The following is a 19,938-nucleotide window of genomic DNA, read 5'->3' on the forward strand; positions in this document are numbered from 1 at the left end:
TCAGGCACCGGGCTCGAGATCGTCCTCGCGCATGTGCATGCCCTCCGCTCCCAAAGAGGCGCCTGCCGCCAGGCGCAGGCGCAGGCTCACATCGGTGCGGTTGTCGGCATTGGCAATGGCCTCTTCGGGGGCGATCAGGCCGGCCTCCACCATGGCCAGCAGGGACTGGTCAAAGCTGCACATCCCTTGTTCGCCGCTGCGGGTGATGGCGGTCTTGAGTTCGTCGATCTGGCCTTTCTGGATCAGCTCGGCCACATAGGGAGTGAGCAGCATGATCTCGGTGGCCGGCACCAGCCCCCCTGCCCGCCGGGACACCAGCCGCAGCGCCACCACCGCGCGCAGGTTGAGCGACAGGTCCATGAGCAACTGGCGGTGGGCATCCTCGGGGAAGAAATTCAGGATGCGCTGCACCGCCTGGTTGGCATTGTTGGCGTGCAGGGTGGACACGCACAGGTGCCCGGACTCGGCATAGTGCAGCGCGTGCTGCATGGTGGCCCGGTCGCGGATCTCGCCGATCATGATCACATTGGGCGCCTCCCGCATCGCCCGGCGCAAAGCCTCGTCATAGGACAGCGTATCCAGCCCCACTTCACGCTGCGTGACCAGCGACTGCTTGTGGGTGTGCAGGTACTCGATGGGGTCTTCCACGGTCAGGATATGCCCGCCCGCATGGGTGTTGCGGTGGTCCAGCAGCGCGGCCAGCGTGGTGGTCTTGCCCGAGCCCGCCGCCCCGACCGTCAGCACCAGCCCTCCTTTGAGAAAAGCCAGCTGCTGGAGCACCGGCGGCAGGCCCAGCTCCTGCAGGCCCGGAATCCGTGCCACGACATGGCGGATCACCATGCCCACCAGCCCCCGCTGCCGGTGCACGTTGACGCGAAAACGCTCACCGTCGGGGGTCTGGAGCGAGAGGTCGCACTCCATGGTGGTCTCGAACTCGTGCCGCTGCGCATCGCGCAGGATGGAGTGGGCCATCTGCCGCACGTCTTCGGCCGACAGCACCTGCTGCGCAATCGGCGCAAACGCGCCCTGCCGCTTGATGGTGGGCGGTGCCCCCACCAGAAGGAAAAGATCGGAAGCCTGCTCCCGGGCGACGAAGGCCAGGCACGCCAGCAGGCGGGGGTCGGCTGAAGGGAGCGCGACCGGGTCCATCACCAACAATCCCCCAACCGCAGGCCCGAGGCGGGTGGCCAAGGATCAGCCCCCGCCCCCACCCCCTCGTCAGCGCCCGCCACAGAAACAGGCGCCTCCAAAAAACCACAGCCCCGCCAGGGGGAGGCGGGGCTGTGGGTGCTGCGCATGTTCGCTCAGGCCTCGGTGGCCGCCGCTGCCGCAGCGGCAATGCGCGCGTAATGCTGGATCAGGCTCAGCAACTCTTCGTCCGAATAGGGCTTGCCCAGGTAGTGGTTCACACCCAGCTCCATCGCATGCTCACGGTGCTTCTCGGCGATGCGCGACGTGATCATGATGATGGGCAGGTCGCGCAGCGCACCGTCCGCACGGATGTTGCGCGCCAGGTCGAAGCCGTCCATGCGGGGCATTTCGATGTCGGACAGCACCACGGTCGGGCGCTCTTCCTGCAGCCGCTCCAGGGCCTGCAGGCCATCGGCAGCCAGCGCCACCCGGTAGCCTTCGCGCTGCAGCAGGCGCTGCGTGACGCGGCGCACCGTGATGGAGTCGTCCACCACCAGCACCAGCGGCACCTGGCTGGGGCCGGCCAGCTGGGCCGACACCACCGGCTTGCCGGTGCCTGCGGCACCATCCACGCCTGGAGCCGGCGCCAGGCCAGCACTTGCGGCACGCACCTGGTCGCCATACACCGTGGCCAGCGCCACGGGGTTGTAGATCAGCACCACCGCCCCCGACGCCAGCACCGACATCCCCGCCAGGCCCGGCAGGCGAGACAGCTGGGGCCCCAGGTTCTTCACCACGACTTCCTGGTTGCCCAGCACTTCGTCCACATGCATGGCCACCCGCTGCGCCGCGCTGCGGAAGATCACCACGGGGCGGGTCTTGCCCGCAGGCTCATGGCTGCGTGCGGACGCCTGCAGCAGTGCACCGGACCAGAAGAACGGCACCTTCTCCATGCCGTCGTCAAACACGCCCGTGCGGTAGGCCTCTTCCAGGTCGGCCGCCGAGGTGCGGCGCACGATTTCCACCACGTTGGCGGGCACGCCCACGGCCAGGTCGCCAGTGCGCAGCATCACCACCTGCGTCACAGCCGTCGTCAGGGGCAGCACCATGCGGAACGCCGCACCCTTGCCCGCTTCGGTCGTGGTCTCGATGCGACCGCCCAGGGCGTTGATTTCAGAACGCACCACGTCCATGCCGATGCCACGCCCCGCCAGGCCCGTCACCTCCGACGCCGTGGAGAACCCGGGCATGAAGATCAGGTTGGCCGCATCGGTGTCGCTGAGCGCCACGCCGGGCTCCACGATGCCCTGCGCCAGAGCCTTCTCGCGGATGCGCGGCAGGTTCAGGCCCGCCCCGTCGTCGCGGAACTCGACCGACACGTCATTGCCTTCGTGGTGCAGGTCCACGGTGATGGTGCCAGAGGCTGGCTTGCCGGCTGCCACGCGCACCTCGGCATCCTCGATGCCGTGGGCCACGCAGTTGCGCAGCAGATGCTCGAACGCCGGGGTCATGCGGTCCAGCACGCCACGGTCCATCTCGATGGAGCCGCCAGTGATGTCCAGCTTGATCTGCTTGCCAGTTTCCTTGGAGGCCTGGCGCACCACGGCGTACAGGCGCTCGGCAATGCCCTCGAACTCCACCATGCGGGTACGCAGCAGGTCGCGCTGCAGCTCCCGGGCCTGGCGGCCCTGGGCGATCAGATCGTCTTCGGCGCCTTCCATGGCACGCTGCAGGTTGCGCTGCACCGTGGCCACGTCGTTCACTGATTCGGCCATCATGCGCGTGAGTTCCTGCACGCGCGTGAAGCGGTCGAACTCCAGCGGGTCGAAGCCTGCGGCCGAGTCCTTGGACAGGGCCAGGCGCGACTGCATCTGCGATTCGGCCTGCACTTCGATGTCGCGCAGTTGCTGGCGCAGCCTGTCGAGGTTGCCCGACAGGTCGGTGAGCGAGCTGCGGAACTGCCCCAGGCGCACATCCAGGCGCGAGCGGCTGATCATCACCTCGCCCGCCTGGTTCACCAGGCGGTCCAGCAGCTGTGCACGCACGCGCACCGACTGGCTGGCGGCCACACGCAAAGGCGCCAGCTGCGACGGGCCGGGCAGGCGGACCGCAGGCGCCGCCGATGTTGCCGCAACAGCATCCGCCGCCACGGCGGCAGGCGCGGAGGCCTCGGCCGCATCGGTGCGGCCCCGCACGGCTTCGATGGGCAAGGTGACCACCGTGTCGGCCGGCCCCTGGCCAATGGCGCGCAAGGCGTCGAAGTTCGCCTGCAGGCCGTCAAAACTGCCTTGCAAGGGGTCAATCTGGTCGGCCGTGACCGTCTCGGCATCGAGCTGCTCGATGGCGGACTCCAACCGGTGGGCCATTTCGCCCAGGCGCATGGCTCCCGCCAGGCGCGAGCTGCCCTTGAGCGTGTGCAAGGCACGCAGCACTTCGCTGCGGGCGCCCAGGTTGTCGGGCCGCGCAGCCCATTGGCGCAAGGCACCGCCCAGTTGGGGCAGCAACTCTGCGGCCTCTTCCTCGAAGATCGGGAACAGGTCGGGGTCGATGACGTCGATCGCATCGATGTCGTCGTCCACATCCGAAGACAGCGCCACGGCATGGGCAATCGCGTCGTCGATCAGTTGGTCCTGGTCGTGGGCCACCACCGACAGTGCAGGCGCCACATGGCCTTGCGGGATGATGAGCGGCGCGGGCTCCAGGGTCGCCTCGGCGAAAGCCTCGGGCTCGTCGATCGCTTCCGGGGCGGGCTCGGGCTCTGCGACAGGCTCGTGCTCGGGCTCGGCGGCCACGGGCTCCACCATCTCGATCGGGAAGGCTGCAGCGGCATCTTCCTCGGGGGGAGACAAGGTGGTAATCACCTCGGCTTCCAGAATCTGGCGCAGTTGCTCCAGCACCTCTTCGTTGGGCTCCTTGAGGAAGCCCGCCGCAAATTGGTGCAGCAGGCGGCGGATGTCCTCGGCGGCCCCCATGAAGGCCTGGGCCTGTTCCTGCGTGCCGCCGGATTGCAGCTGCACATGCTGCATGGCATGTTCCAGCGCCCGCGCCAACTCCGACAGGGCCGTGAAACCGACCGTTGCAGAACTGCCCGCCAGCGAATGCGCCAGGGCCGCCGCCATATCGGGCAGAGGCTCGTGCAACTCCAGCGACCATTCCTGCAGGCAGGTCACCAGACGGCGCGACCATTCGTCGGCCTCGTTCAGGTACACGTTGTACAGCGGGATGCTGATGCGCAGGGTGTCAATCACCTTGACGGCATCGTCGCTGGAGCTGTCCTCTTGCGGCAATGCTTCCAGAAGCTCGGCCACTTCTGGCGCAGGCGCGGCTTCGACACCCCCGTGCACCTCGGCGGCCACCGGGGCCTCGGGCGCAGCGGATTCGGCCTCCAGCAACTGCTCCAGGGCTTCGACATCCAGGGATGCCAGGGCATCGTCGTCCAGCGCCTGCGGCGCTTCTGCCTCCACCGGCACCACCGCTTCGAGGGCAGGGCTGGGGCTGGCTTCAGCGTCAGTTTCTGGCACAAGCTCTGCCACAAGCGGTTCTTCGACCGGAAGATCCACCACAGGCTCGGCGGCGACAGCGGCAACGGGCTCCACGTCGGACAGGTCCAGATCGGGCAGCTCCAGGTCGAGCACGAAGTCGGCGCTGGACGGGTCCACCGCTGGCAGCGGGGCCGATTCAGCGTTCAGCGCCGCCGTGAACACCGAGAAGTCGATGTCTTCGGCCACTTCGGGCATTGCGGGCGCCTGGACTTCTGCAGGCAGCTCGGCAGGCTGCTCGGGCACATGCTCCGAAATCTCGGTGGCCTGGAAGTCCAGCAGGCCCAGGTCGTCTTCCTCGGCCTCGGCGCCATCGGCAACCCCCACGCTGGCCGATGCGGGCAAGGCAGGCTCTTGCGGCGCCAGCTCCGCCACGGGCTCGATCTCTGGAACAGCCGCCCCGGGGGGCACGCCAGCGCCAGCAGGCACCCGCAGAGGCAGCAGCGTGCCATCCAGGCGCATGGCATCCGCAGATTGGCGGAAGGACTCAGGGTCCCAGCCCGTCGCACGGCCCGCCGCAATGTCGTCGGCCCAGCGGCCAAACGCCAGCAAGGCGTCCGAGGACAGCTGCAACAAGCCTGGCTGCATGGGCTTTTGCTCGGCCAGCCAGACGTTCAGCATCTGCTCCATCGACCAGGCCGCTTCGCCAAAATCGTTGAGGCCCACCATGCGCGAACTGCCCTTGAGCGTGTGGAATGCACGGCGCAATGTGGTCTGCTCGCTCAGGTTGCCGGGTTCATCCCTCAGCAGGTCGATGGCAGCGAGTCCATTGACCACCACCTCGCGCGCTTCCTCCAGGAACACGTCCAGCAATTCGTCTTCCACATCCGGCACCACGGCCTGGGCGGCAGACGCAGCGCCGACCGCCTCGGCGGCAGAAGGCGCAGCTTCCATGGCGTCCGTGGCGGGCACGGGCACCTCAAAGGAGATGTCCGGGGCCAGGACTGCGGGCTCGGCCTGGGCCGGCGCTTCACTGGCGAAGGAGGGTTCGAGGTCCAGGAAGGGAGCGAAATCCGTGGGTTCGCTGACAGGCTCCTGCACGGGAAAGCGCGGCAGCACATCGGGCACAGGGACTGCGCGCTCCTCCAGCTTGGCCGGCGCCTCGTCCATGGCATCGGATGCACGTGGGCGGGTCTTGCCCATGAGGATGCGCAACTCACCCAGGTCCTCGTCATAGACGAAGAGCTTGCGCGCCATGGTGCGCTGGTAGCCCAGCATGTCGATCAGGAAGCCCAGCGCCCCCAGGCTGTTGCCGAGCTTCTCGAAAACCCCTTGGCGCCCCTCTGCGGGCACTTCGTTGATCAACAGGCGCTCCACCATGTCGCGCATGCGGACCACCGCCAGGGAGGCCTGGTCCAGCCCAAGCACCGACAACACGCCGCGCATCTGCGCGAGATGCCCCGGCACGGTGGCCAGGACACCCGTGTCTTGGGGGTTGCGGAAAAACTGGTCCAGGGCCTTCTCGGCCTCGCCCAAAGTCACCCGCAGCTCGTCCACCACGCTGCCCATGGTCTGGTTGTCGCTGACCCTGCGGTACAGCTCCTCCATCCACTGCTCCAGAGGCTCGGGCTCTGCGCCGGCGCTCACGGCATCGAGGCGTTCAGCCAGCCGGGTGGCACGGGCCTCCATTTGGTCGTCGGCGGCATCCAGCTCTTCAAACGCGGCCTGCAGATACAGCACCGAGGTGGCCACCTCCATCGCCAACGCGGCGGCCGGCGGTTCCCCCGAGCGGGTGGTGGAATCCACCGCGCGCGTCAGCGCCTGCGCCAGGTTTTCGCTGCCGGGGTGCAGCTTGCGCAGCGAATCACACACCAGGCTGAACTGGTCTGCCGCCGGCTTGAGCTTGTTGCGGTCACCACCGGCCAGCGCGGACCAGGTCTCGGTGGCCGAGGCGATGCGCTTGCGCGCCTGCGCCAGCATGGCCGGGTCGAAGCGCCCGAAGCGGGCGGTCTCGTAGTCCACGGGCTTGAAGCGGTCCAGGGAAAATGCCTGGCGCACCGCGCGCAGCGAGGGCGCGGCATCGTCGGGCAGTTCGGAGGCCCGGGCTTGCGAGCAAAAGAACAGCAGGTCCTGAACCAGGCGGTCTGCAATGGTCGGATCGCCCTTGGCCAGCGTGGCGTACTGCATGAGCACCCGCGAGGCCACGCGCTTGACGTAGACATCGGGAGGCAGCAAGCCAGAACCAAACGCCTCGAAGAAACCAGCACAGATCTTCCAGAACGCACGCGCCTGGCGGTCTGTCTGCGCCGCCACGAAACCAAGGCAGGTATCGCGCAGGTTCAGCGAAGCCCGCAGATCACCCGACTTGACAATGCGCAGCACGGCCGCATCCAGGCGTGCACGCGCCTCGGCACCGTAGGGCAGGGGCGGCAGGGCCACGGTCCCTTCGGGCTCGCGGAAGCGGCGCTCCACGGGCCAGAGGTCTGCGGGATGCACGCGGTCGGCGCCCGCCAGGGCCTGCGCATCGCGGTACTGGGGGAACAGGGCCACGGGCGAAACCGCCTTGCCCGCCAGCACGGTCTCCAGGTATTCGATCAGCGCAAAACTTGCGCGCTCGATCACGGCAGCCGCTTCGTCGCTGCAGGTCTCGGGGCGTTGAACAAACTTCTGGACGGCCGACTCCATCGACCGAAGCACGAGCGCCGGAGGGCCCATGCCCACCATTTCCAACGCACCGCAAGCCTGGTGCAGCTGCTGGCGCGCAATGCGCAAGGCGCCCGCATCGAGCGCCGCCAGATCGGATTCTCGGGCGACTTCGGCGTCGCGCACGAAGCGGCGCATGGCCTTGACCGCGCCGTCGAGTGACTTCCGCAGCTCGTCAAGCACCCAAGCCAAAGGACCCAGGTCCTGATCTCCCTGGGTCCCTTCTGCGGCCGGTGCATTGTTGGCATCAATAGATGACATGGATTTGTCCCCGGCTGCAATGAGCCAGCTGGTTGATGACTACGGCTGTCAGGCGATCTTGAAACGGGCCACCGATTGGCGCAGTTCTTCGGCCATGTGCGACAACTCGCGCACCTGTTGTGCCGTGGTGCGGGTGCCCTCACCCGTCTGCTCGGTCACCGCAAAAATATGCTGGATGTTGTCGGCCACTTCGTTGGCCAGCACGGCTTCCTTGGACGTCGAGGACGAGATCTGCTCGATCAGCTCGGCCAGGCGGCGCGACACGCGGTCGATTTCGGTCAGCGCGGTACCGGCGCTGTCGGACAGTCGGGCCCCTTCCACCACACCCTGCGTGGAACGCTCCATAGCGGCCACGGCATCCTGCGTGTCGGTCTGAATGGCTTTCACGAGGGCCGAGATCTGGCGCGTAGCGTCTGCGGAGCGTTCAGCAAGGCGCTGCACTTCTTCCGCCACCACCGAGAAGCCGCGGCCGGCTTCACCGGCGGACGCGGCCTGGATGGCGGCGTTCAGGGCCAGCACGTTCGTCTGTTCGGTAATGTCGGAAATCAGTTCGGTGATTTCACCGATCTCCTGCGACGATTCGCCCAGGCGCTTGATGCGCTTGGAGGTGTCCTGAATCTGGTCGCGGATGGAGTTCATACCGCCGATGGCGTTCTGCACGGCCTGCAGGCCGGAGTCGGCCGCTTGCAGCGATTGGCGGGCCACCGTGGCGGACTCTTGGGCCTGCGTGGACACTTCGTTGATTCGGGTCGCCATGTCGAGCACCGAGCGGCCGGTTTCACGAATTTCGCGCAGCTGCTCGGTCGATGCGGCCAGCAGTTCGGTCGAGGTGTTGTCCACCTGCGCCGTCGTCTGGGCCACGCGGGTGGCCGTGTTTTGCACGCTGCCCACCAGCTGGCGCAACTCTTCCACCGTGTAGTTCACCGAGTCGGCGATGGCGCCCGTGATGTCCTCGGTCACCGTGGCTTCTTGCGTCAGGTCGCCTTCAGCGACCGACTGCAGTTCGTTCATCAAACGCAAAATGGCGGCCTGGTTGGCGTCGTTGACGCGCTTGGCTTCCTGCTCCTGGCGCTTGGCGTCTTTTTGCTGCGTTTCGGCAGCGGCCTGGCGTCCCCGGCTGTCCAGCAGCTGAACACGCGAAATGCCGATACCGCACAGCAGCACAAACAGGCCTGCCAGCGCCAGGGCGGCAAACTGGCCAGCACCCAGGCCGGTCTGGGCCGACAGCTTGGTCTGCAGGCCTTCCAGTTGGCGGCGCAGCGGTTCGCTGTCGGCAATGATGGCCGATTGCGCTTCGCGGGCAGACACCAGGCCTTGCAGGTTGCCCAGAATGGCGCTGGCCTGGGTGCGGGTCTGCTCATAGAGCTTGACCAGGGCTTCGAGTTGCTCGCGGGTCTGGGCGTCCTTGGTGGCGGCCAGGCGCAGCTCCGGGCTGCCATCCAGCAGGCCCTGGGCGATTTCCTTGAAGGAGTTCAAGTCCTTGCCCAGCAGGAACACAGCCTCGGGGCTCACGCCTTCCATGGTCTGGAATTCGTTGGCAGACTTGCCGATGCGCTGGGTCAGCATCACGAGCTGGCCGGCGGCAGAGATTTCGGCAGCCGGGGCGTTCTGCTGGAGCTTCAGCGAGGACACGGTTTCGGCGATTTCCAGCAGGTCGGACGATTGGCGGTTGATGGTGCGCAGAGCGTCGCCCACCTGGGTCAGGATCTTCTGCTGGCCCATCACCACGCTGGCGTTGCGCTCGGCGCGCTCCATCAGGGGGTTGACAGCGTCCAGGTCCGGCTTGAACGGCTCGCCCAGCGATTGCACGCCCAACTCGTTGTCGCCGGCGTTCAGAGCACGCACGTTGCGCGCCAGCACGCCCGAGCTTTCCACCACATCGGGAAAGGCCTGGGGGCTGCCCACCAGCGCCTGCGACACCGACTTGGCCAGGCGTTGCGACTGCATCAGCGACTGGCCGGTAGCAGCGAGTTGCTGTGCCGAGCGGTCCGCCTGCTGCAGCACCCAGAACGCAATGGCGCCCAGCACCAGCACGCCCACGGCCAGCAAGGCCAGCAGGCGGCGCTGGTGGCCGGCGGCGGTCGAGCGGCCCAGCAGCGGCAGGGAGATCAGGTCTTCGTCCGTTTCAGGCGCCGTCAGTTCGGGGGTGTAACCATCGGGATCGCCCTGGACACTGTTCATGGCTTCGGCCTGGTAGGAGTCGCGCAGTTGCGAGCCATCCAGCGCGCCCGTGGCCAGGACATCCTGCCCATCGTCAGCCGTGCCGGTGGCCAGGCCCGTATCCGGCGCGGCGGGTTTCCGGTTGAACAGTTTTCCAAATTGATTGACGACGGACATGGTGCAGCCTTACAGAAAAACTCAAGCACTGATGCTCAGGAATGCGGGATGTTGGGACAGGATCTGCAGGTTCAGTTCCTGCCAGCGTGTGCCGCTGGAATCGATATAGGTGGTGCCGAAGAAACTGGGCGCATCCTCGGCAGGCGGCTCGGACGACACAAAGGCATCGGTTCCGCGCAGGCCCGCGAGGCGGTCCACCAGCAGCGCGGCATTGACATCCAGCGCAGCGTTGAAGGCCAGCAGGCTGGACTCGGCCAGGGCCTGCTCGGTGCGGGGCGCCGCAGAGCCCAGCAGGCCCGCCAGATCCACAACGCCCACCAAGCCGCCACGCAGGTTGGCGACGCCAAGAAACCAGCTTTGGGTGTAGGGCACGGCCTGGACGGCGACCCAGGGGAAAATCTCCCCGGACTGCCCCAGGGGCAGCAAGTAGAAACTCCCGGCGGACTCCACAGCCAGCCAGGATGACACCGACGTACCTTCGGTTTTTGCCGCCTGAAGGCGGCTGGCAAGTCGGGTCTGGAGCTCTCGTAGGGCTTCGCGGTTGGCCATGAGCGCGCCGCAGCCTCAGTTCAGAGCGTCGATTTTGGCCTGCAATTCGGCGGGGTCCACCGGCTTGGTGATGTAGCCGCGCGCACCCTGACGCATGCCCCAGACACGGTCTGTTTCCTGGTTCTTGCTGGTGCACATGATGATGGGCACATCGGCGTACAGCGGGTCACGGGTAATGGCGCGCGTGAGCTGGAAACCGTTCTGGCCGGGCATGACCACGTCCATCAAGATCAGGTCGGGCTTTTCTTCAGCGAGGCGGCGGAATGCTTCGTCGGCATTTTCTGCAGTACGGACTTGCATGCCTTTTTTCTGAAGCAGGTCCGTCAAAAACATCAACTCGGTCTTCGAGTCGTCGACGACCAATACTTTCTGAATGGGCATTACATGGCTCCTTGTTGGGAATTGCCAAACTGTTGAACTGCCTGCAACAGCTGGTCTTTGGTAAATGGCTTGGTGAGATATTCCTGGCAGCCGACCATGCGCCCACGCGCCTTGTCGAACACGCCGTCCTTGGAGGACAGCATCACCACCGGAGTATCTGCAAAACGGGCGTTGCGCTTAATGATGGCGCAGGTCTGGTACCCGTCGAGCTTGGGCATGAGGATGTCGCAGAAAATCAGCTGAGGCTGGTAATCATTGACTTTGGCCAAAGCATCAAAGCCGTCGTCGGCCAACAAGACTTCATGCCCCCCCTGCTTGAGAAAAATCTCGGCGCTTCGACGGATGGTGTTGCTGTCATCCACCACGAGCACTTTGAAAGATGCGCCTGTTGTAGTCAATTGTCACTGCTCCCGATGGAGAAAATAAACAACGCTGCAGCAAGTGGTGCTGGAGCGCCTCAGATCTGGACCATCTCGAAATCTTCCTTGCGGGCGCCACATTCAGGGCAGGTCCAATTCATCGGAACCTGGTCCCAGGGCGTATTGGGTGCAATGCCGTGCTCAGGGGACCCCTCTGCCTCGTCATAAATCCAGCCGCAAATCAAACACATCCAAGTTTTAAAGTCGGTCACAGCTTAAAGGGCCTTCACATAGAATGCAACGATTGTATCTAGTGATCTCCGCGGCCTGCAGCTTCCGTGCCACCCCTCCAGCAGGATCTGGTCCATGACCACCAAAGCACCTCTTCCCCCCTCAGAAACCATGGATCTTGAAGATGACGGCGCGGAGGAAGCGAGCCCGGCCTGTGTGCTCGTGTTCAATGCCAGCGACCCCAGCGGTGCCGGCGGATTGACGGCCGACATCACGGCCATTGCCTCGGTGGGCGGGCACCCGATTGCCGTGGTCACCGGCGCCTATGCCCGCGACACCGCTGAGATTTTTGACCACTTCAGCTTCGACGATGAAGCCGTCGCCGAACAGGCGCGGGCGGTGCTCGAAGACCTGCCCGTGCAGGCCATCAAGGTCGGCTTTGTGGGCAGCCCCGAGAACATCAGCACCATTGCCGAGATCACGACCGACTACGACGAAGTCCCCGTGATCGCCTACATGCCGAACCTGTCCTGGTGGCGCGACGAGCTGATCGACGAGTACCTGGACGCCTTCCGCGAATTGTTGTTGCCGCAGACTTCGGTGTTGGTAGGAAACCACAGCACGCTGTGGCGCTGGCTGCTGCCGGACTGGAGCGGCGAGCGCAGCCCCACCGCGCGCGACATCGCCCGCGCGGCCTCCGAGATGGGCGTGCCCTACACCCTGGTCACCGGCATCCCCCTGCCCGAGCAGTTTGTCGAGAACGTGCTGGCCTCCCCGCAGACGGTGCTGGGCAGCGGCAAGTTCGAGCTGTTCGACGCCACGTTCTCCGGCGCGGGCGACACGCTGTCGGCCGCGCTCACCGCCCTGGTGGCGAGCGGCAACGACCTGGGCGAAGCCACCAGCGAAGCCCTGGGCTACCTGGACCGCTGCCTGGACGCCGGCTTTCGCCCCGGCATGGGCCACATCGTGCCCGACCGCATGTTCTGGGCCCAGCCCGACGACGATGACACCGAAGGTGACGAAGAAGAACCCGCGATTGACGAAACACAGGCCCTCGAAGGCTTTGTGATGCCTCCCCATGACACCAAGCACTGATCTCAACATCCCCCTGTTCGAACGCGCCAAGGCGCTCATCCCTGGCGGCGTGAATTCGCCTGTGCGGGCCTTCAAGGCCGTGGGCGGCACGCCCCGCTTCGTCAAGCGCGCGCAAGGCGCCTACTTCTGGGACGCCAACGACCAACGCTTCATCGACTACATCGGCTCCTGGGGCCCGATGATCCTGGGCCACGGCCACCCGGCCGTGCTCGAAGCGGTGCAGAGCGCCGCGCTCGAAGGCTTCAGCTTTGGCGCACCCACCGAGCGCGAGGTCGAACTGGCCGAGGAGATCCTGAGCCTTGTCCCTTCGATGGAGATGATCCGCCTCGTCAGCTCCGGCACCGAGGCCGGCATGAGCGCGATCCGCCTCGCGCGCGGCGCCACGGGCCGCAGCAAGTTCATCAAGTTCGAGGGCTGCTACCACGGCCACGCGGATTCGCTGCTGGTCAAGGCGGGCTCGGGCCTGGCCACTTTCGGCAACGCCACCAGCGCGGGCGTACCGCCCGAGGTGGTGCAGCACACCCTGGTGCTCGAATACAACAACATCCCCCAGCTCGAAGAAGCCTTTGCGCTGCACGGCAAAGAACTGGCCTGCGTGATGATCGAGCCCATCGCGGGCAACATGAACCTGGTGCGCGCGAGCGTGCCTTTCATGCGCCGCTGCCGCGAGCTGTGCACGCAGTACGGCGCGCTGCTGGTGCTCGACGAGGTGATGACAGGCTTCCGCGTGGCGCTGGGCAGCGCGCAAAGCGTGTACGCCCAAAGCATCCCCGGCTTCAAGCCCGACCTCACGGTGCTGGGCAAGGTGATTGGCGGCGGCATGCCGCTGGCCGCCTTTGGCGGGCCGCGCGCCATCATGGAACACCTCGCGCCCCTGGGTGGGGTCTACCAGGCCGGCACGCTGTCGGGCAACCCCGTGGCCACCGCCTGTGGCCTGGCCACGCTGCGCGAGATCAAGAAGCCCGGCTTCTTCGATGCGCTCTCGGCCCGCACCCGCTCCCTGGTCGATGGCCTGGCCGCTGCGGCCCAGGCAGAAGGCGTGCCTTTCAGCACCGACTGCGAAGGCGGCATGTTCGGTTTCTTCCTGCTGCCCGAGCTGCCCCAGAACTACGCCCAAGTGCTCCAAACCGACAACGCGCGCTTCAACACGTTGTTTCACGGCCTGCTGGACCGCGGCATCTACATCGCCCCCGCGCTGTACGAGGCCGGCTTTGTGAGCGCCGCCCACACGGCCGACGACATCGCGGCCACCGTGGCAGCTGCGCGCGAAGTCTTCAAGACACTATAAAAACAATAGCTACTTGCGCTTATCCATAGCGCGGTAACGGCGCTTTTCTTCATATCCCGTGCGGGCCGTCACAACAGCCCGCGCAGCTCACGGGCTGCCTCCTGCAGCAGCGGCAGCAGATCACGCTGCAGGCTCCCTTCATCAATCTGCTTGGGCGACGCCACCACATTGAGGGCCGCCACCGTGTGGCCCTGCAGGTTGCGCAGCGGCACGGCCAGTGCATGCACGCCCAACTCGTGCTCCTCCACCGCCAGGCAATAGTCGTCGCGCCGCGCTTTGGCGATCACCTGCCGCAGCGGGCCCACCTGGGTGATGGTGTGGGGCGTGAGGCGCTGCAGCGAGCAGCCCTTGAGCCACTGCGTGAGTTCTGCCGGTGGCAGCGCCGCCAGCAGCACCCGCCCCGTGGACGTGGGATGCGCCGGCAGCCGTGCGCCCAGGTGCAGACCATAGGCCAGCACGCGGGATGGCGCGCCATACACCCCGCTGCGCGCCACGATCACCACCTCGCTGCCATCCAGCACCACGGCCGAGAACGACTGCTGCGTCTGCGCCGCCAGCCGGTTGAGCGTGGGCTGCAGCACGCGCGGCAGGCGCGCCGACGCAAGGTAGCTGCCCGAAAAGCGCAGCACCTTGGGCGCCAGCCAGAAATAGCTGCCGTCCGTCTCCAGGTAGCCCAGGTGCGCGAGCGTGAGCAAGTGCCGCCGCGCCGCCGCGCGCGTGAGCCCGGTGCGCTGTGCGGCCAGCGTGGCGTTCAGGCGCTGGCGTTCGGTGTCAAAACTCTCCAGCACGGCCAGGCCCTTGGCCATGCCTTCGATGAAATCTGCCTTGGCGATGGAGATGCGGGTCATGGTGGCGGTGGAAGTGATGGAACAGGGCCATGTGCGGCCTGCACGAGCGGGGCCATAGCGCACGTCCGCCTCACCCCCGAACCTTCGGGACCGCCGGGAAGCACGGCACCTTGACCCGGATCATGCCTGCCTGCGCGATCATCGCACAAAGCATCTATCTATCGCGCGCTACCGCAGTGCAGGCATCCTCATTTGACGCAGATCAACCTACGCTAGGGGCCATCTCCAGCGCGTTGTCCGCCCCCACGGCACCACGCTGGCCCCTGTCCTCCCACGCCTTCACGAGGTTGCCCCCATGCGTACCCAGGTTGCCATCATTGGCGCCGGCCCTGCCGGCCTGCTGCTCGGTCAGTTGCTCTACCAGTCCGGCATCGACGCCGTCATCATCGAACAGCGCAGTCCCGACTACGTGCTGGGCCGCATCCGCGCCGGCGTGCTGGAGCAGGTCAGCATGGACCTGCTGGACCAGGCCGGTGTGGGCGCCCGCGCCCATGCCGAGGGCCTGCCCCACGACGGCATCGAGCTGCTGTTCAAGGGCGCGCGGCACCGCATCGACCTGCACGACCTGACCGGCGGCAGCCGCGTGACGGTGTACGGCCAGACCGAAGTGACCCGCGACCTGATGGACGCCCGCGCCGCCGAAGGGCTGACCACGGTGTACAACGCCCAGAACGTGAGCGTGCACGACTTCGACGGCCAGCAGCCGCGCGTGACGTATGAGAAGGACGGCCAGACCCACGAGGTGCTGTGCGACTTCATTGCGGGCTGCGACGGCTACCACGGCGTGTGCCGCGCCAGCGTGCCGGCCGATGCGCTGCGCACTTACGAGCGCGTCTACCCCTTCGGCTGGCTGGGCGTGCTGGCCGACGTGAAGCCGGTGTCGCACGAGCTGATCTACGCCAACACCGAGCGCGGCTTTGCGCTGTGCAGCATGCGCAGCGCCACGCGCAGCCGCTACTACCTGCAGGTGCCGTCCACCGACAAGGTGGAGCAGTGGAGCATCGACCAGTTCTGGACCGAACTCGGCCAGCGCCTGGACCCCGAGGCCCGCGAGAACCTGGTCACCGGCCCCGCGCTGGAGATGAGCATCGCCCCGCTGCGCAGCTTCGTGGCCGAGCCCATGCGTTTTGGCCGCCTGTTCCTGGCGGGCGATGCGGCCCACATCGTGCCCCCCACCGGCGCCAAGGGCCTGAACCTGGCCGCGAGCGACGTGGGCTACCTGTGGAACGCGTTCTCGGACTACTACCGCGACAAGTCCAGCGCGGGCATCGACACGTATTCGGACCGCTGCCTGCGCCGCGTGTGGCGCGCCGAGCGCTTCTCGTGGTGGTTCACCTCGCTGATGCACCGCTTTCCGGACACAGGGGAGTTCGGCCAGAAGATGCAGGAGTCCGAGCTGGACTACCTGGTCCATTCGCGCGCGGCGTCCACCGCGCTGGCCGAGAACTACGTGGGTCTGCCGATGGATTTCGGCGCCTGAGGCCCACGGCCCATTGAAAAAGGCCAGGGCCTGGAGTCACCTCCAGGCCCTGGCCTTTTGTTGTATTGCAGCGCACGCCCGGGAAGCCTGCGGCTTCCCGCTGCCATCAATGCCGGAAGTGGCGCACGCCGCTGAACACCATGGCCACGCCGCGCTCGTTGGCAGCGTCAATCACTTCGTTGTCGCGCATCGAACCGCCGGGCTGGATCACGCAGGTCGCGCCCGCATCCACCACCACATCCAGGCCGTCGCGGAAGGGGAAGAATGCGTCGCTGGCCACCACGGTGCCCTGCAGCGACAGGTTGGCGTGGCCGGCCTTGATGCTGGCAATGCGGGCCGAATCGAGGCGGCTCATCTGGCCAGCGCCCACGCCCATGGTCATGCCACCCTTGCAGAAGACGATGGCGTTGCTCTTGACGTACTTGGCCACCTTCCAGGCAAACAGCAGGTCTTCCATCTCTTCCAGCGTGGGCTGCTTTTGCGTCACGACCTTGAGGTCGATGAGCGAGAGCTCGTGGTTGTCGGCGGTCTGCAGCAGCAGGCCCGAGCCGATGCGCTTGGCGTCCATGGCGTTGCGGCCGCGCTCCCAATCGGTGGCACCACCATGGGCAGGCAACGCGATCTTGAGCAGGCGCACATTGGCCTTGGCCTTGAAGATCTCGAGCGCCTCGGCCGTGAAGTCGGGCGCCATCAGCACTTCGACAAACTGCTTGCTGACCTGTGCAGCGGCCTGGCCGTCCACCACGCGGTTGAACGCGATGATGCCGCCGAAGGCGCTGGTGGGGTCGGTCTGAAAGGCCTTGCTGTAGGCGCTCAGCGCGTCCAGACCCACGGCCACGCCGCAGGGGTTGGCGTGCTTGACGATCACACAGGCGGCGGCCTCGAAGCTCTTCACGCATTCCCAGGCCGCGTCTGCGTCGGCGATGTTGTTGTAGCTCAGCTCCTTGCCCTGCAGCTGCACGCCAGTGACCAGCGAACCGGGCGCGGGGTGCAGGTCGCGGTACAGCGCGGCCTGCTGGTGGCTGTTTTCGCCGTAGCGCAGGTCCTGCACCTTGGTGAAGATGCCGTTGCTCTGGCCGGGGAACTGGGCGCGCGTAGGCACATAGGTTTCCGACAGTTTTTCTTCTTCGAACGTCACCGACGAGAGGTAGTCGCTGATCGCGCCGTCGTACTGGGCGATGCGGTTGAATGCGGCCACCGACAGCGCAAAACGCAGCTTGTCAGACAGCTTGCCGCCCGCCTTCAGTTCTGCCAGCACGGCCTCGTACTGGTCGGCCGAGGTGATCACGCCCACATCCTGCCAGTTCTTGGCGGCGCTGCGCACCATGGCGGGGCCGCCGATGTCGATGTTTTCGATCGCGTCGGCCAGCGTGCAACCGGCCTTGGCCACGGTGGCTTCAAAGGGGTAGAGGTTGACCACCAGCAGGTCGATGGTGTCGATGCCGTGCTCCTTGAGCGCCGCCATGTGTTCGGGCAACTCGCGGCGCGCCAGCAGGCCGCCGTGCACCTTGGGGTGCAGCGTCTTCACACGGCCGTCCAGCATCTCGGGGAACTGGGTGACCTCGGCCACCTCGGTCACGGGCAGGCCCTTGTCGGCCAGCAGCTTGGCGGTGCCGCCGGTGGACAGGAGCTTGATGCCCAGCGCGTGCAGGGCTTGCGCGAATTCGACGATGCCGGTCTTGTCGGAGACGGAGAGGAGTGCGTTCATGGTGGTGGGGAGGTTTTGAATAAAAACGGTCTGTAGCGCTTATCCATCCAGCGCAAGCAGCTACAAATTAGATAGCAAATACTTTCAGGCAAGCCGTCACAGCAGCTTGTGCTCGACCAGTTTCTTGCGCAGGGTGTTGCGGTTCAGGCCCAGCCATTCGGCGGCGCGCGACTGGTTGTTGTCGGCATGGGTCATCACCACTTCCAGCAGCGGTTTTTCGACCACGCGCACCAGCATGTCGTACATGCCATCGGGCGTCTCGCCGCCCAGGTCGCGAAAGTAGCCTTGCAGGCTCTCGCGCACGCATTCTTCTATGTGTTTCTTGCTCATGCAGCCAATCCCTCTTGTTCTTCTGGTTCTGCGTCCACGCCACTGGCGGCGGGCAGCCGATCCATCTGCTGCCCCAGAGCATCCAGGTAGTCGGCCACGGCCTGCCACTGCGTGGTGCAGTCTTCGATCGTATTGATGTGTGCCCGCAAGGCCTCGCCGCCCGGCAGCGCACGCAGGTACCAGGCAATGTGCTTGCGCGCACTGCGCACCCCGGTCAGCTCGCCATACAGGCGGTAGTGGTCTTGCAGGTGGTCCAGCAGCAGGCGCCGCACCTCGGCCACCAGCGGCGGCGCCAGGTGTTCGCCCGTGGCCAGGAAGTGGCCGATCTCGCGGAAGATCCACGGACGGCCCTGGGCGGCGCGGCCAATCATGATCGCGTCGGCCCCGGTGGCAGCCAGCACATCGCGCGCCTTCTCGGGCGACGTGATGTCGCCATTGGCCACCACGGGCACTTTCACGGCCGCCTTGACGGCCGCGATGGTGTCGTACTCTGCCTGGCCCTTGTAGCCCTGCTCGCGCGTGCGGCCGTGCACCGTGAGCATCTTTATGCCCACGCCTTCGAACGCGCGCGCCAGGGCCACGGCGTTCTTGTGCTCCTGGCACCAGCCGGTGCGCATCTTCAGCGTGACGGGCACGTTGAAGGGCGCGCAGGCCTCGACCACCGCAGCGGCGATCTCCACCGCCAGCGCCTCGTTCTGCATCAGCGCGGAGCCCGCCCACTTGTTGCAGACCTTCTTGGCCGGGCAGCCCATGTTGATGTCGATGATCTGCGCGCCGCGTTCCACGTTGTAGACCGCAGCCTCGGCCATCATCGGCGCCTCGGTGCCGGCGATCTGCACGGCAATGGGCCCCGGCTCCCCTTCATGGTTGGCCCGGCGCGAGGTCTTGAGGCTGTTCCACAGGTCCTTGCGCGAGGTCACCATCTCGCTCACCGCATAGCCCGCGCCCAGCGCCTTGCACAGCTGGCGAAACGGCCGGTCCGTGACGCCCGCCATCGGGGCGACGAACAACCGGTTCGCCAAAGGAATGTGGCCAATGTGCATGGGAGGGGTGCGGGAGGGGGCGACAGCGAATGCTGAAAAAGGAGGCGGGATTGTACCTGCTCAAAATTTCAGCAAATGAAATGTTCTGGCATGGGTGGCTATCCCCACGCAGCCTCCCATTGGCAATGCGCAAATTCCCCGGGTCCGGCAGGCTGCCAACCCCATGGCATGCCCGGGCCGCGCCCTACACTCCCCCCATGGAAATCTGGATGCACCAGCTGCTGGAATGGCTGGCCCTGCCACAGTTCGGCCTGAGCACGGTCTTTGTCGTTTCGTTCATCTCGGCCACGCTGCTGCCAATGGGCTCGGAGCCCGCCGTGTTTGGCCTCATCAAACTCAACCCCGAGCTGTTCTGGCCCACCATTGCCGTGGCCACCATCGGCAACACGCTGGGCGGTGGCGTGAGCTGGTGGATGGGCCTGGGTGCGCACCGGGCGGTGGACCGGGCACGCGGCAATGCCACCGAGCTGCGGGCGCTGAACTGGCTCCAGCGCTTTGGCCCCCGCGCCTGCCTGCTGAGCTGGCTGCCGGTGGTGGGCGACCCGCTGTGCGCCGTGGCCGGCTGGCTCAAACTGCCCTTCTGGCCCTGCCTGGCCTACATGGCCGTGGGCAAGTTCCTGCGCTACCTGGTCATGACGGGGGTGCTGCTGTATTTGATGCCGGGGCATGTGGGGCTGTAGGCGCTGAAGGCACCCAGGGCCCGGGGCCCCGCCCT

The 19,938-nt window shown here is 66.3% G+C and carries 15 protein-coding genes; 4 read left to right on the forward strand and 11 right to left on the reverse strand.

Annotated elements, in window-relative coordinates; translation table 11 throughout:
- From DBV10_RS05870 to DBV10_RS05900, 7 genes are all read right to left on the reverse strand, one after another.
- Positions 1-1,149 (reverse strand): PilT/PilU family type 4a pilus ATPase, encoded by a 1,149-nt coding sequence (locus DBV10_RS05870; RefSeq protein ID WP_124511530.1) that lies wholly within the window; start codon positions 1,147-1,149, stop codon positions 1-3.
- A gap of 155 nt (positions 1,150-1,304) precedes the next feature.
- On the reverse strand, positions 1,305-7,574 hold the full coding sequence (locus DBV10_RS05875) for an Hpt domain-containing protein (protein ID WP_124511532.1): 6,270 nt from the start codon (positions 7,572-7,574) through the stop codon (positions 1,305-1,307).
- 48 nt (positions 7,575-7,622) lie between these two features.
- Positions 7,623-9,911: a methyl-accepting chemotaxis protein gene (locus tag DBV10_RS05880; RefSeq protein WP_124511534.1), complete on the reverse strand. Its 2,289-nt coding sequence runs from the start codon at positions 9,909-9,911 to the stop codon at positions 7,623-7,625.
- Positions 9,912-9,932: 21 nt separating this feature from the next.
- Positions 9,933-10,460 (reverse strand): chemotaxis protein CheW, encoded by a 528-nt coding sequence (locus DBV10_RS05885; RefSeq protein ID WP_124511536.1) that lies wholly within the window; start codon positions 10,458-10,460, stop codon positions 9,933-9,935.
- Between the two features lie 15 nt (positions 10,461-10,475).
- Positions 10,476-10,841 carry a PleD family two-component system response regulator gene (locus tag DBV10_RS05890; RefSeq protein WP_010459520.1) on the reverse strand — a complete coding sequence of 122 codons (366 nt, stop codon included), beginning with the start codon at positions 10,839-10,841 and terminating at the stop codon, positions 10,476-10,478.
- Positions 10,841-11,239 (reverse strand): PleD family two-component system response regulator, encoded by a 399-nt coding sequence (locus DBV10_RS05895; protein WP_005796099.1) that lies wholly within the window; start codon positions 11,237-11,239, stop codon positions 10,841-10,843. Before DBV10_RS05895 ends, DBV10_RS05890 begins: the two co-directional genes overlap by 1 nt.
- A 59-nt stretch (positions 11,240-11,298) precedes the next feature.
- Positions 11,299-11,472, reverse strand: coding sequence for a rubredoxin (locus tag DBV10_RS05900; RefSeq protein ID WP_124511538.1), 174 nt, complete (start codon positions 11,470-11,472; stop codon positions 11,299-11,301).
- Positions 11,473-11,566: 94 nt separating this feature from the next.
- Between DBV10_RS05900 and DBV10_RS05905 the strand changes: the two genes are divergently transcribed.
- Complete coding sequence (locus tag DBV10_RS05905) at positions 11,567-12,526, forward strand: bifunctional hydroxymethylpyrimidine kinase/phosphomethylpyrimidine kinase (RefSeq protein ID WP_124511540.1); 960 nt, start codon at positions 11,567-11,569, stop codon at positions 12,524-12,526.
- Positions 12,510-13,814, forward strand: a complete 1,305-nt coding sequence (gene hemL / locus DBV10_RS05910) for a glutamate-1-semialdehyde 2,1-aminomutase (protein ID WP_124511542.1) — start codon at positions 12,510-12,512, stop codon at positions 13,812-13,814. The genes DBV10_RS05905 and hemL overlap by 17 nt, the downstream gene beginning before the upstream one ends.
- A 68-nt stretch (positions 13,815-13,882) precedes the next feature.
- Here hemL and DBV10_RS05915 read toward each other — a convergent pair whose 3' ends face one another.
- Complete coding sequence (locus DBV10_RS05915) at positions 13,883-14,662, reverse strand: IclR family transcriptional regulator C-terminal domain-containing protein (protein WP_124511544.1); 780 nt, start codon at positions 14,660-14,662, stop codon at positions 13,883-13,885.
- Between the two features lie 295 nt (positions 14,663-14,957).
- Between DBV10_RS05915 and pobA the strand changes: the two genes are divergently transcribed.
- A complete protein-coding gene (pobA, locus tag DBV10_RS05920; protein ID WP_124511546.1) occupies positions 14,958-16,142 on the forward strand; it encodes a 4-hydroxybenzoate 3-monooxygenase in 1,185 nt (394 codons plus the stop codon).
- Positions 16,143-16,248: 106 nt separating this feature from the next.
- Here pobA and purH read toward each other — a convergent pair whose 3' ends face one another.
- The 3 genes from purH to dusB all read right to left on the reverse strand — a co-directional run bounded on the left by purH (position 16,249) and on the right by dusB (position 19,223).
- A complete protein-coding gene (gene purH, locus DBV10_RS05925; protein ID WP_124511548.1) occupies positions 16,249-17,850 on the reverse strand; it encodes a bifunctional phosphoribosylaminoimidazolecarboxamide formyltransferase/IMP cyclohydrolase in 1,602 nt (533 codons plus the stop codon).
- A 96-nt stretch (positions 17,851-17,946) separates the two neighbouring features.
- Entirely contained in the window at positions 17,947-18,180 is a 234-nt protein-coding gene (locus DBV10_RS05930; RefSeq protein ID WP_063458953.1) for a Fis family transcriptional regulator, read from the reverse strand.
- Positions 18,177-19,223: a tRNA dihydrouridine synthase DusB gene (dusB, locus tag DBV10_RS05935; RefSeq protein ID WP_124511550.1), complete on the reverse strand. Its 1,047-nt coding sequence runs from the start codon at positions 19,221-19,223 to the stop codon at positions 18,177-18,179. Before dusB ends, DBV10_RS05930 begins: the two co-directional genes overlap by 4 nt.
- A gap of 197 nt (positions 19,224-19,420) precedes the next feature.
- Between dusB and DBV10_RS05940 the strand changes: the two genes are divergently transcribed.
- A complete protein-coding gene (locus tag DBV10_RS05940) occupies positions 19,421-19,903 on the forward strand; it encodes a YqaA family protein (RefSeq protein ID WP_124511552.1) in 483 nt (160 codons plus the stop codon).
- The last annotated feature ends 35 nt before the right edge of the window (positions 19,904-19,938 follow it).

The organism is Acidovorax sp. FJL06 (genome assembly GCF_003852545.1).
Classification (GTDB): domain Bacteria; phylum Pseudomonadota; class Gammaproteobacteria; order Burkholderiales; family Burkholderiaceae_C; genus Acidovorax.

Excerpts from the sequence above, each read along its gene's own strand:
- DBV10_RS05885 (WP_124511536.1), bottom strand. The coding sequence starts at position 10,460 with ATGGCCAACCGCGAAGCCCTACGAGAGCTCCAGACCCGACTTGCCAGC.
- DBV10_RS05870 (WP_124511530.1), bottom strand. The coding sequence starts at position 1,149 with ATGGACCCGGTCGCGCTCCCTTCAGCCGACCCCCGCCTGCTGGCGTGC.
- pobA (WP_124511546.1), top strand. The coding sequence starts at position 14,958 with ATGCGTACCCAGGTTGCCATCATTGGCGCCGGCCCTGCCGGCCTGCTG.
- dusB (WP_124511550.1), bottom strand. The coding sequence starts at position 19,223 with ATGCACATTGGCCACATTCCTTTGGCGAACCGGTTGTTCGTCGCCCCG.
- DBV10_RS05875 (WP_124511532.1), bottom strand. The coding sequence starts at position 7,574 with ATGTCATCTATTGATGCCAACAATGCACCGGCCGCAGAAGGGACCCAG.
- DBV10_RS05905 (WP_124511540.1), top strand. The coding sequence starts at position 11,567 with ATGACCACCAAAGCACCTCTTCCCCCCTCAGAAACCATGGATCTTGAA.
- DBV10_RS05880 (WP_124511534.1), bottom strand. The coding sequence starts at position 9,911 with ATGTCCGTCGTCAATCAATTTGGAAAACTGTTCAACCGGAAACCCGCC.
- purH (WP_124511548.1), bottom strand. The coding sequence starts at position 17,850 with ATGAACGCACTCCTCTCCGTCTCCGACAAGACCGGCATCGTCGAATTC.
- hemL (WP_124511542.1), top strand. The coding sequence starts at position 12,510 with ATGACACCAAGCACTGATCTCAACATCCCCCTGTTCGAACGCGCCAAG.
- DBV10_RS05915 (WP_124511544.1), bottom strand. The coding sequence starts at position 14,662 with ATGACCCGCATCTCCATCGCCAAGGCAGATTTCATCGAAGGCATGGCC.
- DBV10_RS05890 (WP_010459520.1), bottom strand. The coding sequence starts at position 10,841 with ATGCCCATTCAGAAAGTATTGGTCGTCGACGACTCGAAGACCGAGTTG.
- DBV10_RS05940 (WP_124511552.1), top strand. The coding sequence starts at position 19,421 with ATGGAAATCTGGATGCACCAGCTGCTGGAATGGCTGGCCCTGCCACAG.
- DBV10_RS05930 (WP_063458953.1), bottom strand. The coding sequence starts at position 18,180 with ATGAGCAAGAAACACATAGAAGAATGCGTGCGCGAGAGCCTGCAAGGC.